At 67.4% G+C, this 15,302-nt stretch carries 15 protein-coding genes; 10 read left to right on the top strand and 5 right to left on the bottom strand.

Translation table 11 applies throughout. The annotated features are described in order from the left end of the window. Positions 1–16: 16 nt before the first annotated feature. The 4 genes from A5745_RS11875 to purD are packed head-to-tail and all read left to right on the top strand — an operon-like array spanning position 17 to position 3,347. Positions 17–766: an SDR family oxidoreductase gene (locus A5745_RS11875; protein ID WP_076116264.1), complete on the top strand. Its 750-nt coding sequence runs from the start codon at positions 17–19 to the stop codon at positions 764–766. After that, on the top strand, positions 763–1,617 hold the full coding sequence (locus A5745_RS11870) for an NAD(P)-dependent oxidoreductase (RefSeq protein ID WP_076116150.1): 855 nt from the start codon (positions 763–765) through the stop codon (positions 1,615–1,617). Before A5745_RS11875 ends, A5745_RS11870 begins: the two co-directional genes overlap by 4 nt. After that, positions 1,618–2,055 (top strand): carboxymuconolactone decarboxylase family protein, encoded by a 438-nt coding sequence (locus A5745_RS11865; protein ID WP_076064283.1) that lies wholly within the window; start codon positions 1,618–1,620, stop codon positions 2,053–2,055. It begins immediately after the preceding gene. Positions 2,056–2,078: 23 nt separating this feature from the next. Continuing rightward, positions 2,079–3,347: a phosphoribosylamine--glycine ligase gene (purD, locus tag A5745_RS11860; RefSeq protein WP_076116149.1), complete on the top strand. Its 1,269-nt coding sequence runs from the start codon at positions 2,079–2,081 to the stop codon at positions 3,345–3,347. A 6-nt stretch (positions 3,348–3,353) separates the two neighbouring features. Here the strand turns inward: purD and A5745_RS11855 are convergent, their stop codons facing one another. Together A5745_RS11855 and A5745_RS11850 are read right to left on the bottom strand one after the other, a co-directional pair. Further along, positions 3,354–4,937 (bottom strand): gamma-glutamyltransferase family protein, encoded by a 1,584-nt coding sequence (locus A5745_RS11855; protein WP_076116148.1) that lies wholly within the window; start codon positions 4,935–4,937, stop codon positions 3,354–3,356. 30 nt (positions 4,938–4,967) lie between these two features. Next, on the bottom strand, positions 4,968–5,867 hold the full coding sequence (locus A5745_RS11850) for an alpha/beta hydrolase-fold protein (protein WP_076116147.1): 900 nt from the start codon (positions 5,865–5,867) through the stop codon (positions 4,968–4,970). A 72-nt stretch (positions 5,868–5,939) separates the two neighbouring features. On the opposite strand from A5745_RS11850, the gene A5745_RS11845 reads away from it, so the two are divergent. Next, positions 5,940–6,557, top strand: a complete 618-nt coding sequence (locus tag A5745_RS11845; RefSeq protein WP_076064287.1) for a TetR/AcrR family transcriptional regulator — start codon at positions 5,940–5,942, stop codon at positions 6,555–6,557. Here A5745_RS11845 and A5745_RS11840 read toward each other — a convergent pair. Next, complete coding sequence (locus A5745_RS11840) at positions 6,536–7,306, bottom strand: DUF429 domain-containing protein (protein WP_076116146.1); 771 nt, start codon at positions 7,304–7,306, stop codon at positions 6,536–6,538. The genes A5745_RS11845 and A5745_RS11840 overlap by 22 nt on opposite strands. A gap of 250 nt (positions 7,307–7,556) precedes the next feature. Between A5745_RS11840 and purB the strand changes: the two genes are divergently transcribed. Genes purB through A5745_RS11825 form a run of 3 tightly spaced genes read left to right on the top strand, consistent with a single transcriptional unit; the run spans position 7,557 to position 11,208 of the window. Continuing rightward, complete coding sequence (gene purB, locus A5745_RS11835; protein WP_076116145.1) at positions 7,557–8,975, top strand: adenylosuccinate lyase; 1,419 nt, start codon at positions 7,557–7,559, stop codon at positions 8,973–8,975. Further along, positions 8,972–10,213 (top strand): cytochrome P450, encoded by a 1,242-nt coding sequence (locus A5745_RS11830; RefSeq protein ID WP_076064290.1) that lies wholly within the window; start codon positions 8,972–8,974, stop codon positions 10,211–10,213. The genes purB and A5745_RS11830 overlap by 4 nt, the downstream gene beginning before the upstream one ends. A gap of 2 nt (positions 10,214–10,215) precedes the next feature. Then, positions 10,216–11,208, top strand: coding sequence for a tellurite resistance/C4-dicarboxylate transporter family protein (locus A5745_RS11825; protein ID WP_076116144.1), 993 nt, complete (start codon positions 10,216–10,218; stop codon positions 11,206–11,208). On the opposite strand, the gene A5745_RS11820 is transcribed toward A5745_RS11825, so the two are convergent. Continuing rightward, the gene (locus A5745_RS11820; RefSeq protein ID WP_076116143.1) at positions 11,189–11,809 is read right to left on the bottom strand and encodes a hypothetical protein; all 621 of its coding nucleotides are present in this window, start codon (positions 11,807–11,809) and stop codon (positions 11,189–11,191) included. The two genes, A5745_RS11825 and A5745_RS11820, sit on opposite strands and share 20 nt — an antisense overlap. Before the next feature lie 64 nt (positions 11,810–11,873). On the opposite strand from A5745_RS11820, the gene A5745_RS11815 reads away from it, so the two are divergent. After that, the gene (locus A5745_RS11815; RefSeq protein ID WP_076116142.1) at positions 11,874–12,767 is read left to right on the top strand and encodes a phosphoribosylaminoimidazolesuccinocarboxamide synthase; all 894 of its coding nucleotides are present in this window, start codon (positions 11,874–11,876) and stop codon (positions 12,765–12,767) included. Next, complete coding sequence (locus A5745_RS11810; protein ID WP_076116141.1) at positions 12,764–14,926, top strand: S9 family peptidase; 2,163 nt, start codon at positions 12,764–12,766, stop codon at positions 14,924–14,926. Before A5745_RS11815 ends, A5745_RS11810 begins: the two co-directional genes overlap by 4 nt. Here the strand turns inward: A5745_RS11810 and A5745_RS11805 are convergent. Then, the gene (locus A5745_RS11805; protein ID WP_076116140.1) at positions 14,855–15,301 is read right to left on the bottom strand and encodes a DoxX family protein; all 447 of its coding nucleotides are present in this window, start codon (positions 15,299–15,301) and stop codon (positions 14,855–14,857) included. The two genes, A5745_RS11810 and A5745_RS11805, sit on opposite strands and share 72 nt — an antisense overlap. Position 15,302: the final 1 nt, after the last annotated feature.

Genomic DNA, 15,302 nt, shown 5'->3' with positions numbered 1-15,302 from the left:
CGTGCGAGAGGAAAAGATGCGGTTCGAAAACAAGGTCGCCATCGTCACCGGATCGGGCGGCGGCATCGGCCAGGCGTACGCCGAGGCGCTGGCCCGTGAGGGCGCGGCGGTGGTCGTAGCGGACATCAACGCGGAGGCCGCCGAAGGGGTGGCCAAGCAGATCGCCGCCGACGGCGGCACGGCGCTGGCAGTTCCGGTCGACGTCTCCGATCCGGACTCGGCCAAGGCGATGGCCGATCGCACGCTGGCCGAGTTCGGTGGCATCGACTACCTCGTCAATAACGCGGCGATCTTCGGCGGCATGAAGCTGGACTTCTTGCTCACCATCGATCCCGAGTACTACAAGAAATTCATGAGCGTCAACCTCGATGGCGCGCTGTGGTGCACGCGAGCGGTGTACAAGAAGATGTCCAAGCGCGGCGGCGGCGCGATCGTCAACCAGTCGTCCACCGCCGCGTGGCTGTACGCGAACTACTACGGCCTGGCCAAGGTCGGCGTCAACGGTTTGACACAGCAGCTCTCGCGGGAACTGGGCGGCCGCAACATCCGGATCAACGCCATCGCGCCCGGCCCCATCGACACCGAGGCCAACCGGACCACCACGCCCAAGGAGATGGTCGACGACATCGTCAAGGGTTTTCCGTTGTCGCGCATGGGAACTCCCGACGACCTGATCGGCATGTGCCTGTTCCTGCTGTCCGACGAGGCCTCGTGGATCACCGGGCAGATCTTCAACGTCGACGGCGGGCAGATAATACGGTCATGACAGAGCTGAAGCTGGGCTACATCGGCCTGGGAAACATGGGCGCACCGATGGCCACGAAGATGACCGAATGGCCCGGCGGAGTAACGGTTTACGACATCCGGACCAAGGCGATGACGCCACTGGCCGAAAAGGGCGCCGGCCTGGCCGACAGCGTGGCAGACGTCGCCGCCGCGGACATCATCCATATCACCGTGCTCAACGACGCCCAGGTGCGAGAGGTCGTCGGCGAGCTGGCCGCCCATGCGAAGGTGGGCACGGTGATCGCGATCCACTCGACCATCAGCGACACCACCGCTGTCGAGCTTGCGGCAGAGCACAAACCGCAAGGCATCCATATCGTCGACGCGCCGGTGAGTGGTGGGGCGGCCGCCGCGGCGAAGGGTGAGCTCGCCACCATGGTGGGCGCCGAGCGTGAGGTGTACGAGCGCATCAAGCCGGCGTTCAAACACTGGGCGGCGATGGTTGTTCACGCCGGTGAGCCCGGCGCGGGGACGCGAATGAAACTGGCGCGCAACATGTTGACGTTCACCTCCTACGCCGCGGCCTGCGAAGCGATGAAGCTGGCCGAGGCGGCCGGGCTCGATCTGCAAGCCCTGGGCCGGGTGGTGCGCCATACCGACCAGCTGACCGGCGGGGCCGGGGCGATCATGGTGCGCGACGACATGAAAGACCTTGAGCCCGACCACTTCCTGTACCAGCCGTTCTTGCATACCCGCGGCCTGGGGGAGAAGGATCTGAGTCTGGCGCTGGCCTTAGGTGAGGCCGTATCGGTTGAGCTACCGCTCGCGGAGCTGGCCTTCGAGCGGCTGGCGGCCGGCCTCGGAGTACCGCACACACAGGAAGAAACCTAAATGGACGAACTGCGCCGCAAAGGCCTCGAAAAAATGAACGAGGTCTACGGCTGGGAGATGCCCAACATCGAGGGCGACGCGTACTTCGACCTGACCGTCGACCACCTATTCGGCACTATCTGGTCCCGGCCGGGATTGTCGATGCGCGACAAGCGCATCATGACGCTGACTGCGGTAACCGCCGTCGGAAATCGCGACCTGGCCGAGATCCAAATCAATGCCGCATTGCTCAACGGGGAGCTAAGCGAGACCGAACTCAAGGAGATGGCCGTCTTCCTCACCCACTATCTCGGGTTCCCACTGGGCTCGGCGCTCAACGGCGCGGTCGACACCGTGGTGGCCAAGCGCAAGAAGGCCGCGGCAAAGGGCGCCGGGGAGGACAAGAAGGCCAACGTCGACAACGCGGTGAAGATGCACAGGGGCAATACCGGCGACTAGCCGGCCCGCTAGAGTGACGTTTCGTGCGCGTCCTGGTGGTCGGCTCCGGTGCCCGTGAACACGCCCTGCTGCTCGCGCTCGGCAGGGACCCCGAGGTCACCGGGCTGGCCATCGCCCCCGGCAACGCCGGCACCGCCCGGCTCGCCGAGCAGCATGACGTCGACGTCACCTCCGGCGAAGAGGTCGTCGCCCTGGCCCGCGAGGTCCGGGCCGACCTGGTGGTCATCGGTCCCGAGGTGCCGCTGGTGCTTGGCGTGGCCGACGCCGTCCGGGAGGCAGGTATCGTCTGCTTCGGCCCCGGTAAGGACGCGGCACGCATCGAAGGCTCCAAGGCGTTCGCCAAGGAGGTCATGGCGGCCGCCGGTGTGCGCACCGCCGATAGCGAAATCGTCGACAGCCCAGCACTTTTGGACGCGGCCCTGGACCGGTTCGGGCCGCCCGCCGGCGACCCGAATTGGGTGGTCAAGGACGACCATTTGGCCGCCGGCAAGGGCGTGGTGGTGACGCCGGATCGCGACGTCGCCCGCGCGCACGCCGCCACCCTGCTCGAGGCTGGTCACCCGGTGCTGCTCGAGTCCTATCTGGACGGCCCCGAGGTGTCGCTGTTCTGCGTCGTCGACGGCCCGACCGTGGTGCCGTTGCTGCCGGCACAGGACTTCAAGCGGGTGGGCGAGGGCGACACCGGGCCCAACACCGGCGGCATGGGCGCCTACGCGCCGCTGCCCTGGCTACCCGACGAGCTGCACCGGGAAATCGTCGGCCAGATCGTCGAACCCGTTGCCGCCGAACTGGTTAGGCGCGAAAACCCGTTCTCCGGATTGTTGTACGTCGGTCTGGCGATCACCGCGAAGGGGCCCGCGGTGGTCGAATTCAATTGTCGTTTCGGCGATCCCGAGACGCAGGCCGTGCTGGCCCTGCTGGACTCGCCGCTCGGCCAGCTGCTGTATGCCGCGGGCACCGGTACGTTGGCCGACTTCGGTGAACTGCGCTGGCGGGACGGCGCCGCGGTGACCGTCGTGCTGGCGGCCGAAAACTATCCCGGGCGCCCGCGGGTCGGAGACGTCGTCGTCGGCTCCGAAGCCGAGGGGGTGCTGCATGCCGGGACGACCCGGCGCGACGACGGCGCGATCGTCTCGTCGGGCGGGCGGGTGCTGTCCGTGGTGGGCACGGGGGCCGACCTGGCCGCTGCGCGCAGCAGGGCCTACGAAATCCTCGCCTCAATTCGGTTGCCCGGCAGTCATTTCCGCAGCGACATCGGCCTGGCGGCCGCCGAGGGCAAGATCAGCGTCTAGCGGGTTTCAAAAACCCGTCGCTTGCCCGTCCCGGCGTGGATCGCTCGCCGCGAAATATCCGCCGTCCAGGCACCAGATCGCTTGGCAGCTACCGAATTGGCTGTAGTCGCCCACGGCCACCAGGTCATGCCCGCGCCGCCGGAGCTCGTCGAGCGTCGAGGGCGGGAAACCCCGTTCGCAGCTGACCTGCGTCCCCTGTATCCAACGGAAGCGGGGGCCGTCACACGCCGCCTGCGGGTTCTGGCCGTGGTCGGCGATGCGCGCCATCACTTGCACGTGACCCTGGGGTTGCATGGGGCCGCCCATCACCCCGAAGCTCATCACGGGGCTCCCGTCTTTGGTGACAAAGCCCGGGATGATCGTGTGATAGGGGCGCTTGCGCGGGCCGACTTGGTTCGGATGGCCTTGCACCGCAGCGAAATCCGCGCCCCGATTCTGCAGCGAAATCCCCGTGCCCGGCACCACCACACCGGAGCCGAATCCCATGTAGTTGGACTGGATCATCGACACCATCATCCCCGCGGCGTCCGCGGCGGTCAGATACACGGTGCCGCCCGCCGGGGTGCCGGCGGACGCCGGTTTGGCCTGACCCTGGTCGATCAGCGCCGCCCGCTTCCGCAGATATTCTTTATCCAGCAAGCGTTGTGTGGGAAACGGCATGTGGTTCGCATCGGCGACGTAGGCCTGCGCGTCGGCGAAAGCCAGCTTCACCGCTTCGATCTGAAGGTGCACGCTGTCGGCGGAATCGGCTGGCAGCGAGGCCATGTCGAAGTGCTCCAGGATTCCCAGCGCCATCAGGGCCACGATGCCCTGCCCATTGGGCGGTATCTCGTGGACGGTGTAGCCGCGATAGGTGGTGTCGATCGTGCCCACCCAGTCGGCGCGGTGAGCGGCGAGGTCGTCGGCCCGCATCGCGCCGCCGTTGGCCGCCGCATGCGACTCGAGTTTGTCCGCCAGCTCGCCGAGGTAGAACGCCGCACCCCCGGTTGCCGCGATCTTCTCGAGCGTGGCCGCATGGTCGGGAAACCTAAACCGCTCACCGGCTTTCGGCGCGCGCCCGCCGGGCATGAAGGCCTCGGCGAACCCGGGCTGCTCCTTGAAGAGCGGGACCTGAGCCGCCCACTGCTCCGCGACCGTCGGAGAGACCAGGAAGCCGTCGCGGCCGTAGCCGATCGCGGGCTCGAACAGCATGTCGAACGGGAGCTTTCCGAACTTGGTGTGCAGTTCGGTCCACGCCGACACCGCTCCCGGTACGGTCACCGAATTCCAGCCGAGCGCGGGAACGGCGTTGCCGCCGAAGTATTCTGGCGTCCACGCCGCGGGTGAGCGACCCGAAGCGTTCAGTCCGTGCAGTCGATTGCCATCCCAGACGATGGCGAACGCGTCCGATCCGATGCCGTTCGACACTGGCTCCACGATGGTCAGGGTGATGGCCGTCGCGACGGCGGCATCGACCGCGTTGCCGCCCTGGGCGAGCATCCGAAGACCCGCCTGCGCGGCGAGCGGTTGCGACGTGCACACCACGTTGGCGGCCAGCAGGGGTTTGCGTGGCCAGGCGTAGGGGAAGCTCCAACCGAACGGTGCGGTCACGCTCGCGAGCGTAACGCGCGCACCAAGGGCTCAGGCCGTAAGCAGCGGTGCCATCCAGGTCAGCTCGGCCGGCAGCTGTGAGCTCCAGAATTCTGCCGTGTGCCCGCCGGGGGAGAAACCGCCCGCGGGTGGGTTGGGCAGTTGAGCGATGAATTGCTTGGTCGCCGCGTAGAACGGGTCGCTATCGCCGCAATCCACCCGGATCGGGATCGATGCCAGCGCAGGCATTCCGAACACCGAGTTCGCCGCGAAGTCGTCGGCGCCGTCGAACGCGCCGGGCGCGGCCGCGCCCGAGGACAGCCACAGCGCCGGACTCACCGCACAGATCGCGGCGGTGCGCGCGGGCCCGAGCCGCCCGCCGAGCAACAGCGCGCCGTAGCCACCCATCGACCAGCCCAGGAATGCGACCCGCGAGGTGTCCAGGTGCTGGCTATCCAGCATCGGGATCAGTTCGTTGAGCACCATCGCGCCGGCGTCGTCGCCAGACGCCCTCTTGTGCCAATAGCCGCCGCCGCCGTCGACGGCGACCACCGCGAATGGCGGAAGGCCGGCGTTGACGGCCTGGGCCAGACCCTGCTCGACACCGCCGGCCATCACGGTCGACGCGTCACTGCCCTTGCCGTGCAGCGCGATGACCGGTCGCAGCGCCTTCGTCTGGCCCGGCGGGCGCGCGATCGCCCAGTTGGTCGAGATTCCGCCGCGTGCCGCCGACACGAAGGAACCGGTCGTCATGGTCGGCGCAGCCTGAGCCGGCGGGGCGGGTTCGAGCGGCGGCGCCGGCGCCAACGGAACCTGCGTGCCGGCCCCCGATACCGGCATGGCTTGAGATGTGCGGGGCTGGAACAGGATGTCGAGTCCGATTGCGCCGGCCGCCCCGGCGGCCACGCCGACGCCGAGACCGAGCACTGCGCGGCGGCTCAAGTCGGGCATCCGGCAATCATGCCATGGCCGTTTGGCCGAAATGGCATCGCAGTACCACTTTTACTGGCACCATGGCTATTCGTGACAGCAGCAGTTACTCCAAAAGGAGAACGCCGCCGGTACGCGCTCGTGAGCGCGGCCGCCGAGCTGCTTGCCGAGGGCGGCTTCGAAGCGGTGCGACACCGAGCGGTCGCTCAGCGGGCCGGCCTGCCATTGGCCTCTACGACTTACTACTTCTCGTCGCTCGACGATTTGATCGCGCGCGCGGTCGAACACATCGGCATGATCGAGGTGGCGCAGCTACGGGCGCGGGTCAACGGCCTGTCGCGCCGGCGCCGCGGGCCCGAGACCACCGCCGAGATGCTGGTCGAGTTGCTCGTGGAGGACGTATCCAGTCCGGGACTCGCCGACCAGTTGATTTCGCGGTACGAGCGGCTGCTCGCCTGCACCCGCCTGCCCGCGTTGCGTGAGACCATGCGCCGCAACTTGCGCCAGCGGGCCGAGGCCGTTGCCGAGGCGCTCGAGCGATCCGGCCGATCCGTGCACATCGAGCTGGTCCGCACGCTGCTCTGTGCGGTCGACGGTTCGGTGGTGTCCGCGATGGTTGAGGGCCGCGATCCGCGCATCGCCGCAGAGCAGACGGTGGTCGAAGTGATCGAGGTTTTGGCACCGATCGATCAGCGGGCCGTGCCGATCTGACCCGTCTGCCGAAGCGAGTTCGGCGGCAGCGTCGGCGTCACGATGTAGCCGGTGGTGAAGTCCCCATAGACCGTGACAGCGGCCGGGCAGCGCTGCGCGTACAACGCGACGTAGGCGCAAACGACGGCGTCGACGGGATCCTCGGCGCGGCGCAGATCGCTCTTGCGTTGCGCGGCGACCACCCGACGGCGCAGCTCGACCCAGGCCTCGTGATCGGCGACGTGCAGTGCGACGTCGCTGAGCGCGAGCTTCTCGACGCCGTCCATTAGCGCTAGCAGCTCCGACCTGAGCCGCTCGAGGCTGCGCCCGGGCTTGGCTTTGTACTTCAAAGTCCGCTCCAGCCGGAACAGCACCACCGTCGCCGGGTGCGGGTACACCTCGATGGCGCGCCGCGCCGCCGACGACAGCGGGTCCATATCGAGCTCCAGCGCCCGAGCCAATCGCGCGGCCCGGGGAACGTCGGCGAACTCCGGCTTCCCCGTGTTGGCCGGGTGTGCGCCCGCTTCGAACCTGCGGAAGTCGCGGTTGAGCGCGGTCTCGGCCGGCCGCTGGCCCGTGCTGTTGGTCACCACCAGCGGGGCATCGAAAGCCACCAGGCAATCGCCGCCTACGTACGGCCGCAACGCGGCCAGGATCTCGTCGTCGTCGCGGACCGCGCCGATGTACACGAGGCGGCCCGCGGCGTCGACGACGGCCACGCCGGTCGGATTGCGGCCGGCCCAGGCGAGATCGACGCCGGCGAAGAACACCCGCCAAGTATTGCCGCGGCGACGCTTTCACATCGACCAAATTGGTCGCCGCGGGAAAGTGGGTGCCCGTTGTGCCCGCCTCACAGCGACAATGCCAATCGGATGGCACGCCAGATTGCGCGGATGGCGAATTGTCGCTGTGAGGCGGGCAATTTGTGCGTCTCCTGGCGCAGAGACGGATGTGGCAACTGTGGCCATAGATGCGGTGAAAGCCCGGCCGTCGGTGGGGGCAACCGTAAGCTGTGTCTTTGTGAGCATTCCGAATGTGCTGGCCGACCGGTACGCCAGCGCCGAGATGGTCGCGATCTGGTCGCCGGAGGCCAAGATCGTAGCGGAGCGGCAGCTGTGGGTGGCCGTCCTACGCGCACAGGCGGAACTCGGTGTCGCGGTGCCCCCGGAAGCGATCGCCGACTACGAGCGGGTGCTCGGCGACGTGGACCTGTCCTCGATCGCGGCGCGGGAGAAGATGCTGCGCCACGACGTCAAGGCTCGCATCGAGGAATTCAATGCGTTGGCCGGTCACGAGCATGTGCACAAGGGAATGACCAGTCGGGACCTGACCGAGAACGTGGAGCAGCTGCAGATCCGGCGATCGCTGGAATTGGTTTTCTCCCACGGGGTGGCGGTGGTGGCGCGGCTCGCCGAACGGGCGGTCACGTATCGCGATCTGGTGATGGCCGGGCGCAGTCACAACGTCGCCGCGCAAGCCACCACGTTGGGCAAGCGATTCGCCTCCGCGGCGCAAGAGACGCTGATCGCGTTGACCAGGCTGGGCGAGTTGATCGACCGCTACCCCTTGCGCGGGATCAAGGGTCCCATGGGAACCGCGCAGGACATGCTCGATTTGCTCGACGGCGACGCCGCCAAGCTGGCCGACCTCGAAGGCCGCATCGCCGACTTCTTGGGCTTTGCAACGGTTTTGACCAGTGTCGGGCAGGTGTATCCGCGTTCGCTGGACCACGACGTCATCTCCGCGCTCGTGCAACTCGGCGCCGGACCGTCGTCGATGGCCCACACCATCCGGCTGATGGCCGGGCACGAACTCGTCACCGAGGGCTTCGCGCCGGGGCAGGTCGGGTCGTCGGCCATGCCGCACAAGATGAACACCCGCAGTTGCGAACGGGTCAACGGCCTGCAGGTGGTCCTGCGCGGCTACGCGTCGATGGCCGCCGAACTGGCGGGCGCGCAGTGGAACGAGGGCGACGTGTTCTGCTCGGTGGTACGCCGAGTTGCCTTGCCGGACAGCTTCTTTGCCGTCGACGGGCAGATCGAGACGTTTTTGACGGTGCTCGACGAGTTCGGCGCCTACCCGGCGGTGATTCAGCGCGAACTGGACCGCTACCTACCGTTCCTGGCCACCACCAAGGTGTTGATGGCGGCCGTGCGCGCCGGCATGGGGCGCGAGGCCGCGCACCATGTGATCCGCGAACACGCGGTGGCGACGGCGCTGGCGATGCGGGAACGCGGCGCGGAGCCCGACCTGCTGGATCGGCTGGCCGCCGACGACCGGTTGCCGTTGGACCGCGCGGCCCTGGACGCCGCGCTCGCCGACAAGACGGCGTTCACCGGTGCCGCCGGCGACCAGGTCGACGGCGTCGTCGCGATGGTGGACACCCTGGTGAGCCGATACCCGGACGCCGCCAAATACACCCCGGGGGCGATCCTATGACTCTCGCCGGCGCCCTCGCGGGGATCGACTTCACCGATCTGGACAACTTCGCCAACGGATTCCCGCACGAGCTGTTCGCCGTCCATCGGCGCGAGGCGCCGGTGTATTGGCACCAGCCGACCGACAACACCCCCGACGGGGAGGGCTTCTGGTCGGTCGCCACGCACGCCGAAACCCTTGAGGTGCTGCGCGATCCGGTCACCTATTCATCGGTCACCGGCGGCGTGCGGCCATTCGGCGGGACGCTGTTGCAGGACTTGTCCATCGCGGGCCAGGTGCTCAACATGATGGACGACCCGAGGCATTCGCAAATCCGGCGGCTCGTCAGCTCCGGGCTGACGCCGCGGATGATCGGTCTGGTCGAAGACGATCTGCGGGCCCGGGCGCGCCGGCTGCTGGATGCGGTGGTGCCCGGCGAAGCGTTCGACTTCCTGGTCGACATCGCGGCCGAGCTGCCGATGCAGATGATCTGCATCCTGCTGGGAGTGCCGGAGTCCGAACGGCATTGGCTCTTCGAGGCCATCGAGCCGCAGTTCGACTTCGGTGGTTCGCGGAAGGCGTCGCTGTCGCAGTTGTCGGTGGAGGAGGCCGGCTCGCGGATGTACTCCTACGGCCAGCAGCTGATCGCCTCCAAGCGCGCCGAGCCGACCGATGACATGCTGTCCGTCGTCGCCAATGCGATGCTCGACGACGCGGACGCCCCGGCCCTTTCCGACCTGGAGTTGTATCTGTTCTTCAGCCTGCTGTTCAGCGCCGGAGCGGAAACGACGCGTAACGCTGTCGCCGGCGGGCTACTGGCGTTGGCCGAGCATCCCGACCAATTGCATGCGCTGCGTGCCGATCTCGACGGGCTGCCGACGGCAGTCGAAGAGATTGTGCGGTGGACGTCACCGTCGCCGTCCAAGCGGCGCACCGCCACGCGCGATGTCACGCTCGGCGGACAGTCGATCGAGGCGGGCCAGAAGGTGCAGATATGGGAGGGCTCGGCCAACCGCGACGCCCGCGTGTTCGATCGCGCCGATGAATTCGATATCACCCGAAAACCCAACCCGCACCTGGGCTTCGGGCAGGGCGTGCACTATTGCCTGGGCGCAAATCTGGCCCGGCTGGAACTGCGGGTCCTCTACGAGGAACTGCTGACGCGGTTTTCCGCCGTGCGGGTGGTGCGGCCGGTCGAATGGACTCGCAGCAACCGGCATACCGGCATCCGGCATCTCGTCGTGGAACTGGCCGAGTAACGGTGTCTTCCCGGCTCGCCGATGTCGAGCCGTCACCCGATGTGTTCGCCGCGGTGATGGCGACGGGAATCCTGTCCATCGCCGCGGCCGATCATGGTTACCGCCAAATCAGCGAAACGATGGGCGTTTTGGCCTCGCTCGGCCTGGTGGTGCTCGTCGTCGTGGTGATCCTCACGCGGCGCCATGCGCGGTGGGATCTGAAGGATCCCGATGTCACCTTGCGGCTGTTCACCTTTGTCGCCGCCTGCGCGGTGTTGGACAGCCGGGTGGCGTCTCGTCCGGTGCTGGCGCTGACGCTGGGTGTGGTGGCGCTGGTGTCCTGGCTGGTGCTGATCGCGCTCAGCGCGCGCAATATGTCGGCGTTTGCATGGTCACGGTTGCGCGACCGTGCCCACGGCGCGTGGGAGCTGGCCAGCGTGGGCACCTCGGGTCTGGCGATCGTGGCCGCGAAGGCGGCCCGGTACACCCCCGAGCGCTGGTGGCTGGCGGTGGCCGTGCCGATTTGGCTGGCGGCGCTGTGCATCTATGGCCTGATGACCTGGCTCATCCTGTGGCGCAGTGTCGCGCAGCGCCAGGACCGCGACGGGTTCGAGCCCGATACGTGGATCCTGATGGGGGGCTTGGCAATTGCGACATTGGCCGGCGACACGATCCACGGCCTTGCTCCGGGGTGGCTGGCCGGGCCGGTGCTCGCCCTCACGGTGGTGACCTGGGTGGCGGCCACGCTGTGGATTCCGCCGCTGATCTACTTCGGTCTGCACCGCATCCGCCGCCGCCCCGAAATGCTGCACTTCGCCGGTGTGTGGTGGGCGTTCGTCTTCCCGCTGGGCATGTACTCCGCGGCCAGCTACAGCATGGCGGCCCAGCTAGGGCAGCGGTCGCTCATCACCGTGTCGCTCGTGTTTTTCTGGGACGCGTTGGCGGCGTGGCTGATTGTCGTCGCGGCCGGGCTATTGCGCGCTTGGCGCATGTTTGTCAGCCCGCACGAATCGTGATCCCGGCCGCGCGCAGTTCGAGTGCGGCCAGCGCGCGAATTGTGACGGGGTCCTCACGGCGCCACCCACCGACCGGATCCGCGCTGACGGAGGTCAGTTTGCGTGGCGGCCGGTTGGTCAGTGCCCGCAACGCCAGCAGTTGCTCGCCGGCCGGGGTCGCGGCCAGGGCGGTCACCGTTCGTTTGCGCCGGAAGAACCGGAGCCGGAGCCAGAACCACGGCACGACCGCGATCAGGTTGGGGAGGGCGGCGACAGAAATCGCGAGCAGCACCGCGAGCCAGCTCGTCGTGGTGTCCAGGTCGTGGACGGCGTCCGCGATGTCGAGGGCGCTGTGGCTGGCAGCCGTCAGCGGTTTGCTGACCGCGTCGCCGACCAGCGGAATGTGCTGCGCGCCATGGCCGGCAGACGCCAGATTGCCCCCGATGCCATGCGCGCCACTTTCGACTTGACGGCCGGCTTCGGCGATTGTCGAGATGGCGTCGTACACGGCGACCCCGACGAGCAGCCAGCTGACGGTCCACACGACGACGGCGACATCGCTGAACAGTTGGGCAAGCAGTCGGGCGGGTCTGGTGGAGTAGGGCACGAACCGGGATGTCATGACCGAAATTCCAGCACAGCTCCCGGCACGGGGTCGCCCGCGCGGTGCCCGATAGGCTGGCCCGATGCGCCCCGCATTGTCCGACTACCAGCATCTGGCCAGCGGCAAGGTCCGTGAGCTGTACCGCGTCGATGACGAGCACCTGCTGCTGGTCGCGACCGACCGCATCTCCGCATACGACTACGTCCTGGACAGCACGATCCCGGACAAGGGCCGCATCCTGACCGCGATGAGCGTGTTTTTCTTCGACCTCGTCGAGGCCCCCAACCACCTGGCCGGGCCGCCGAATGACCCGCGTATCCCCGACGAAGTGCTGGGCCGCGCGCTGGTGGTGCGGCAGCTCGAGATGCTCCCGGTGGAATGTGTGGCGCGCGGTTATCTGACCGGCTCGGGGTTGCTGGACTACCAAGCGACCGGGAAGGTGTGTGGGATCGCGTTGCCGCCGGGTCTGGTCGAGGCCAGCAAGTTCGCCACGCCGCTGTTCACCCCGGCGACGAAGGCCGCACTGGGGGACCACGACGAGAACATTCCGTTCGCCCGCGTGATCGAGATGGTGGGCGCGGTGCGCGCCAACCAGCTGCGCGACCGCACGTTGCGGATCTATGTCCAGGCCGCCGATCATGCCCTGACGAAGGGAATCATCATCGCGGACACCAAATTCGAATTCGGCACCGATGGCGAGGGCAACCTGGTGCTGGCAGACGAAATCTTCACGCCCGATTCCTCGCGGTACTGGCCGGCCAACGACTACCGGGAGGGCGAGGTGCAGACCAGCTTCGACAAGCAGTTCGTCCGCAACTGGCTCACCGGCCCCGAATCGGGCTGGGACCGCAACGGCTCACAACCCCCGCCGCCGCTTCCGGAGGACATCATCGACGCCACCCGCGCCCGTTACATCAATGCCTACGAACGGATCTCCGGCATGAGCTTCGACGACTGGATTGGCCCCGGCGCATGACGAATTCCGTTGCGCAGACGCCCGCGCCGCCGGTCGCCAAGCGGGTGGAGGCTCGGCGGGAGCACCACGGCGACGTCTTCGTCGACCCGTACGAATGGCTGCGCGAGAAGGACAACCCTGACGTCATCGCCTACCTCGAAGCCGAAAACGACTACGTCGACCGGGCCACCGCTCATCTTGAACCGTTGCGGCAGCAGATTTTCGACGAGATCAAGGCGCGAACGAAGGAAACCGACCTCTCGGTGCCGACTCGTCAAGGCGACTGGTGGTACTACTCGCGAACCTTCGAGGGAAAGCAATACCGCGCCCAATGCCGTTGCCCGGTAGCCGATCCCGATGATTGGACCCCGCCGGCGCTCGATGAGAAGACCGAGATACCCGGTGAAGAGGTGTTGCTCGACTCGAACATCGAGGCCGAAGGCCACGATTTCTTCGCGTTGGGCGCCGCGATGGTCAGCCTGGATGCCAATCTGCTGGCCTACTCCGTCGACGTTCTTGGCGACGAACGCTATACGCTGCGGTTCAAGGATTTACGGACCGGCGAGATGTTCCCCGACGAGATCGCCGATATCGGTGCCGGGGTGACGTGGGCAGCCGACAACCGTACCGTCTACTACGCGACGCTGGACGCGGCGCACCGTCCCGACAAGATATGGCGATATCGATTGGGCTCCGGCGAGCCGTCGGAGCTGGTGTATCACGAAGCGGACGAACGCTTCTGGCTCGGGGTGGGGCTCACCCGCAGCGAAGCCTACGTGTTCATCGCCTCGGGTTCATCGATTACGTCGGAGATCCGCTACGCGGACGCCGCCGATCCCCAGGCGGCGTTCACCGTGGTGCTGCCGCGGCGCGAAGGTGTCGAGTATTCGGTGGAGCACGCTGTGATCGGGGGGCAGGATCGCTTCCTGATCCTGCACAACGACGGCGCGGTGAATTTCACCCTCACCGAGGCACCCGTCGACGCCCCGGCGCAGCAGCGCACCCTGATCCCGCACCGCGACGATGTTCGGCTCGACGGCGTGGACGCCTTCGCCGATCATCTGGTGGTCAGCTACCGCCGCGAGGCGTTGCCGCGGATCCAGTTGTGGCCCATCGACTCCGGTGGCGGCTACGGCGAGCCCGAAGAGATCGGATTCGAATCCGAGCTGATGTCGTCCGGCCTGGGGGGCAATCCGAACTGGAAGTCGCCCAGGCTGCGCATCCGGGCCGGGTCGCTCGTCATCCCGACGCGCATTTACGACATCGACCTGGCGACCGGCGAACGGGTCTTACTGCGTGAGCAACCCGTGCTCGGCGATTACCGGCACACGGACTACGTGGAACGACGCGACTGGGCGCGCGCAGAGGACGGCGCCCGGATCCCCGTGTCGATCGTGCACCGCGCCGGCCTCGAATTCCCGGCGCCCACGGTGCTCTACGGTTATGGCGCCTACGAGATTTGCACGGACCCAAGCTTTTCCATCGCGCGGCTGTCGCTGCTGGACCGGGGCATGGTGTTCGTCATCGCCCACGTCCGCGGCGGCGGCGAGATGGGCCGGCTGTGGTACGAGCACGGCAAGTTACTCGAGAAGAAGAACACCTTCACCGACTTCGTCGCGGTGGCAAAGCATTTGGTGGACTCGGGCCTGACCCGGCCGCGAGAGTTGGTGGCGCTGGGCGGCAGCGCGGGTGGACTGCTGGTCGGCGCGGTGGCCAACCTGGCGCCGGATCTGTTTGCCGGAATCCTCGCCCAAGTCCCGTTTGTCGACCCCCTGACCACCATCCTGGACCCCTCGCTGCCGCTCACAGTCACCGAATGGGACGAATGGGGAAACCCGTTGAGCGACAGCGAAGTCTACGCCTACATGAAGTCCTACTCGCCCTACGAGAACGTCGAGACCAAGCGGTATCCCGCCATCCTGGCGATGACGTCCCTGAACGACACCAGGGTCTATTACGTCGAGCCTGCGAAGTGGGTCGCGGCGTTGCGGCACGCGAACGCCAATGGCAACCCGGTGCTGCTCAAGACCCAAATGGCGGCGGGCCACGGCGGGGTCAGCGGTCGCTACCGGGCCTGGGAAGAGGCCGCGTTCCAGTATGCGTGGCTGCTAGCCGCTGCCGACGGCGACCGCTACGGCCGCGCCCAGAAAGACGACCTCGATGGCGATGCGCAGGGGTAGCTGCGTCGTCATCGACTTAGGCGGATCGGGCATCCGGGCGGCGTAGACGTTGGCGGGGAACATGACCAGCATCAGCACCAGGAGGCACAGGGCCGCGGCCACTCGGGTCAAGGGAAGCAATAACCCCACGGCGCCCAGCAGCTCGAGCAGGCCGGTGATGGTGACCAGGTAGCCGGGTGCCGGTAACCGGGGCGGCACAATCGCGATCAGGTCGCGGCGCAGCTGCGGGGCGAAGTGGGCGAACCCGGTCATCAGGAACATCGCGGCCAGTCCCACTGCGAGCGCCGCCGCCCAGCTGTTGACGTAGGCGACGCCGAGCCAGCCGATGCACCGAGCGGCGATGGTGCCCATCAGCAGGGTGATCAACGGAGCCATC

The organism is Mycobacterium sp. IS-2888 (assembly GCF_001954215.1).
Classification (GTDB): Bacteria; Actinomycetota; Actinomycetes; order Mycobacteriales; family Mycobacteriaceae; genus Mycobacterium.
Note: the sequence above shows the minus strand (reverse complement) of the source record. Positions and strands in the feature narration are given on the sequence as shown.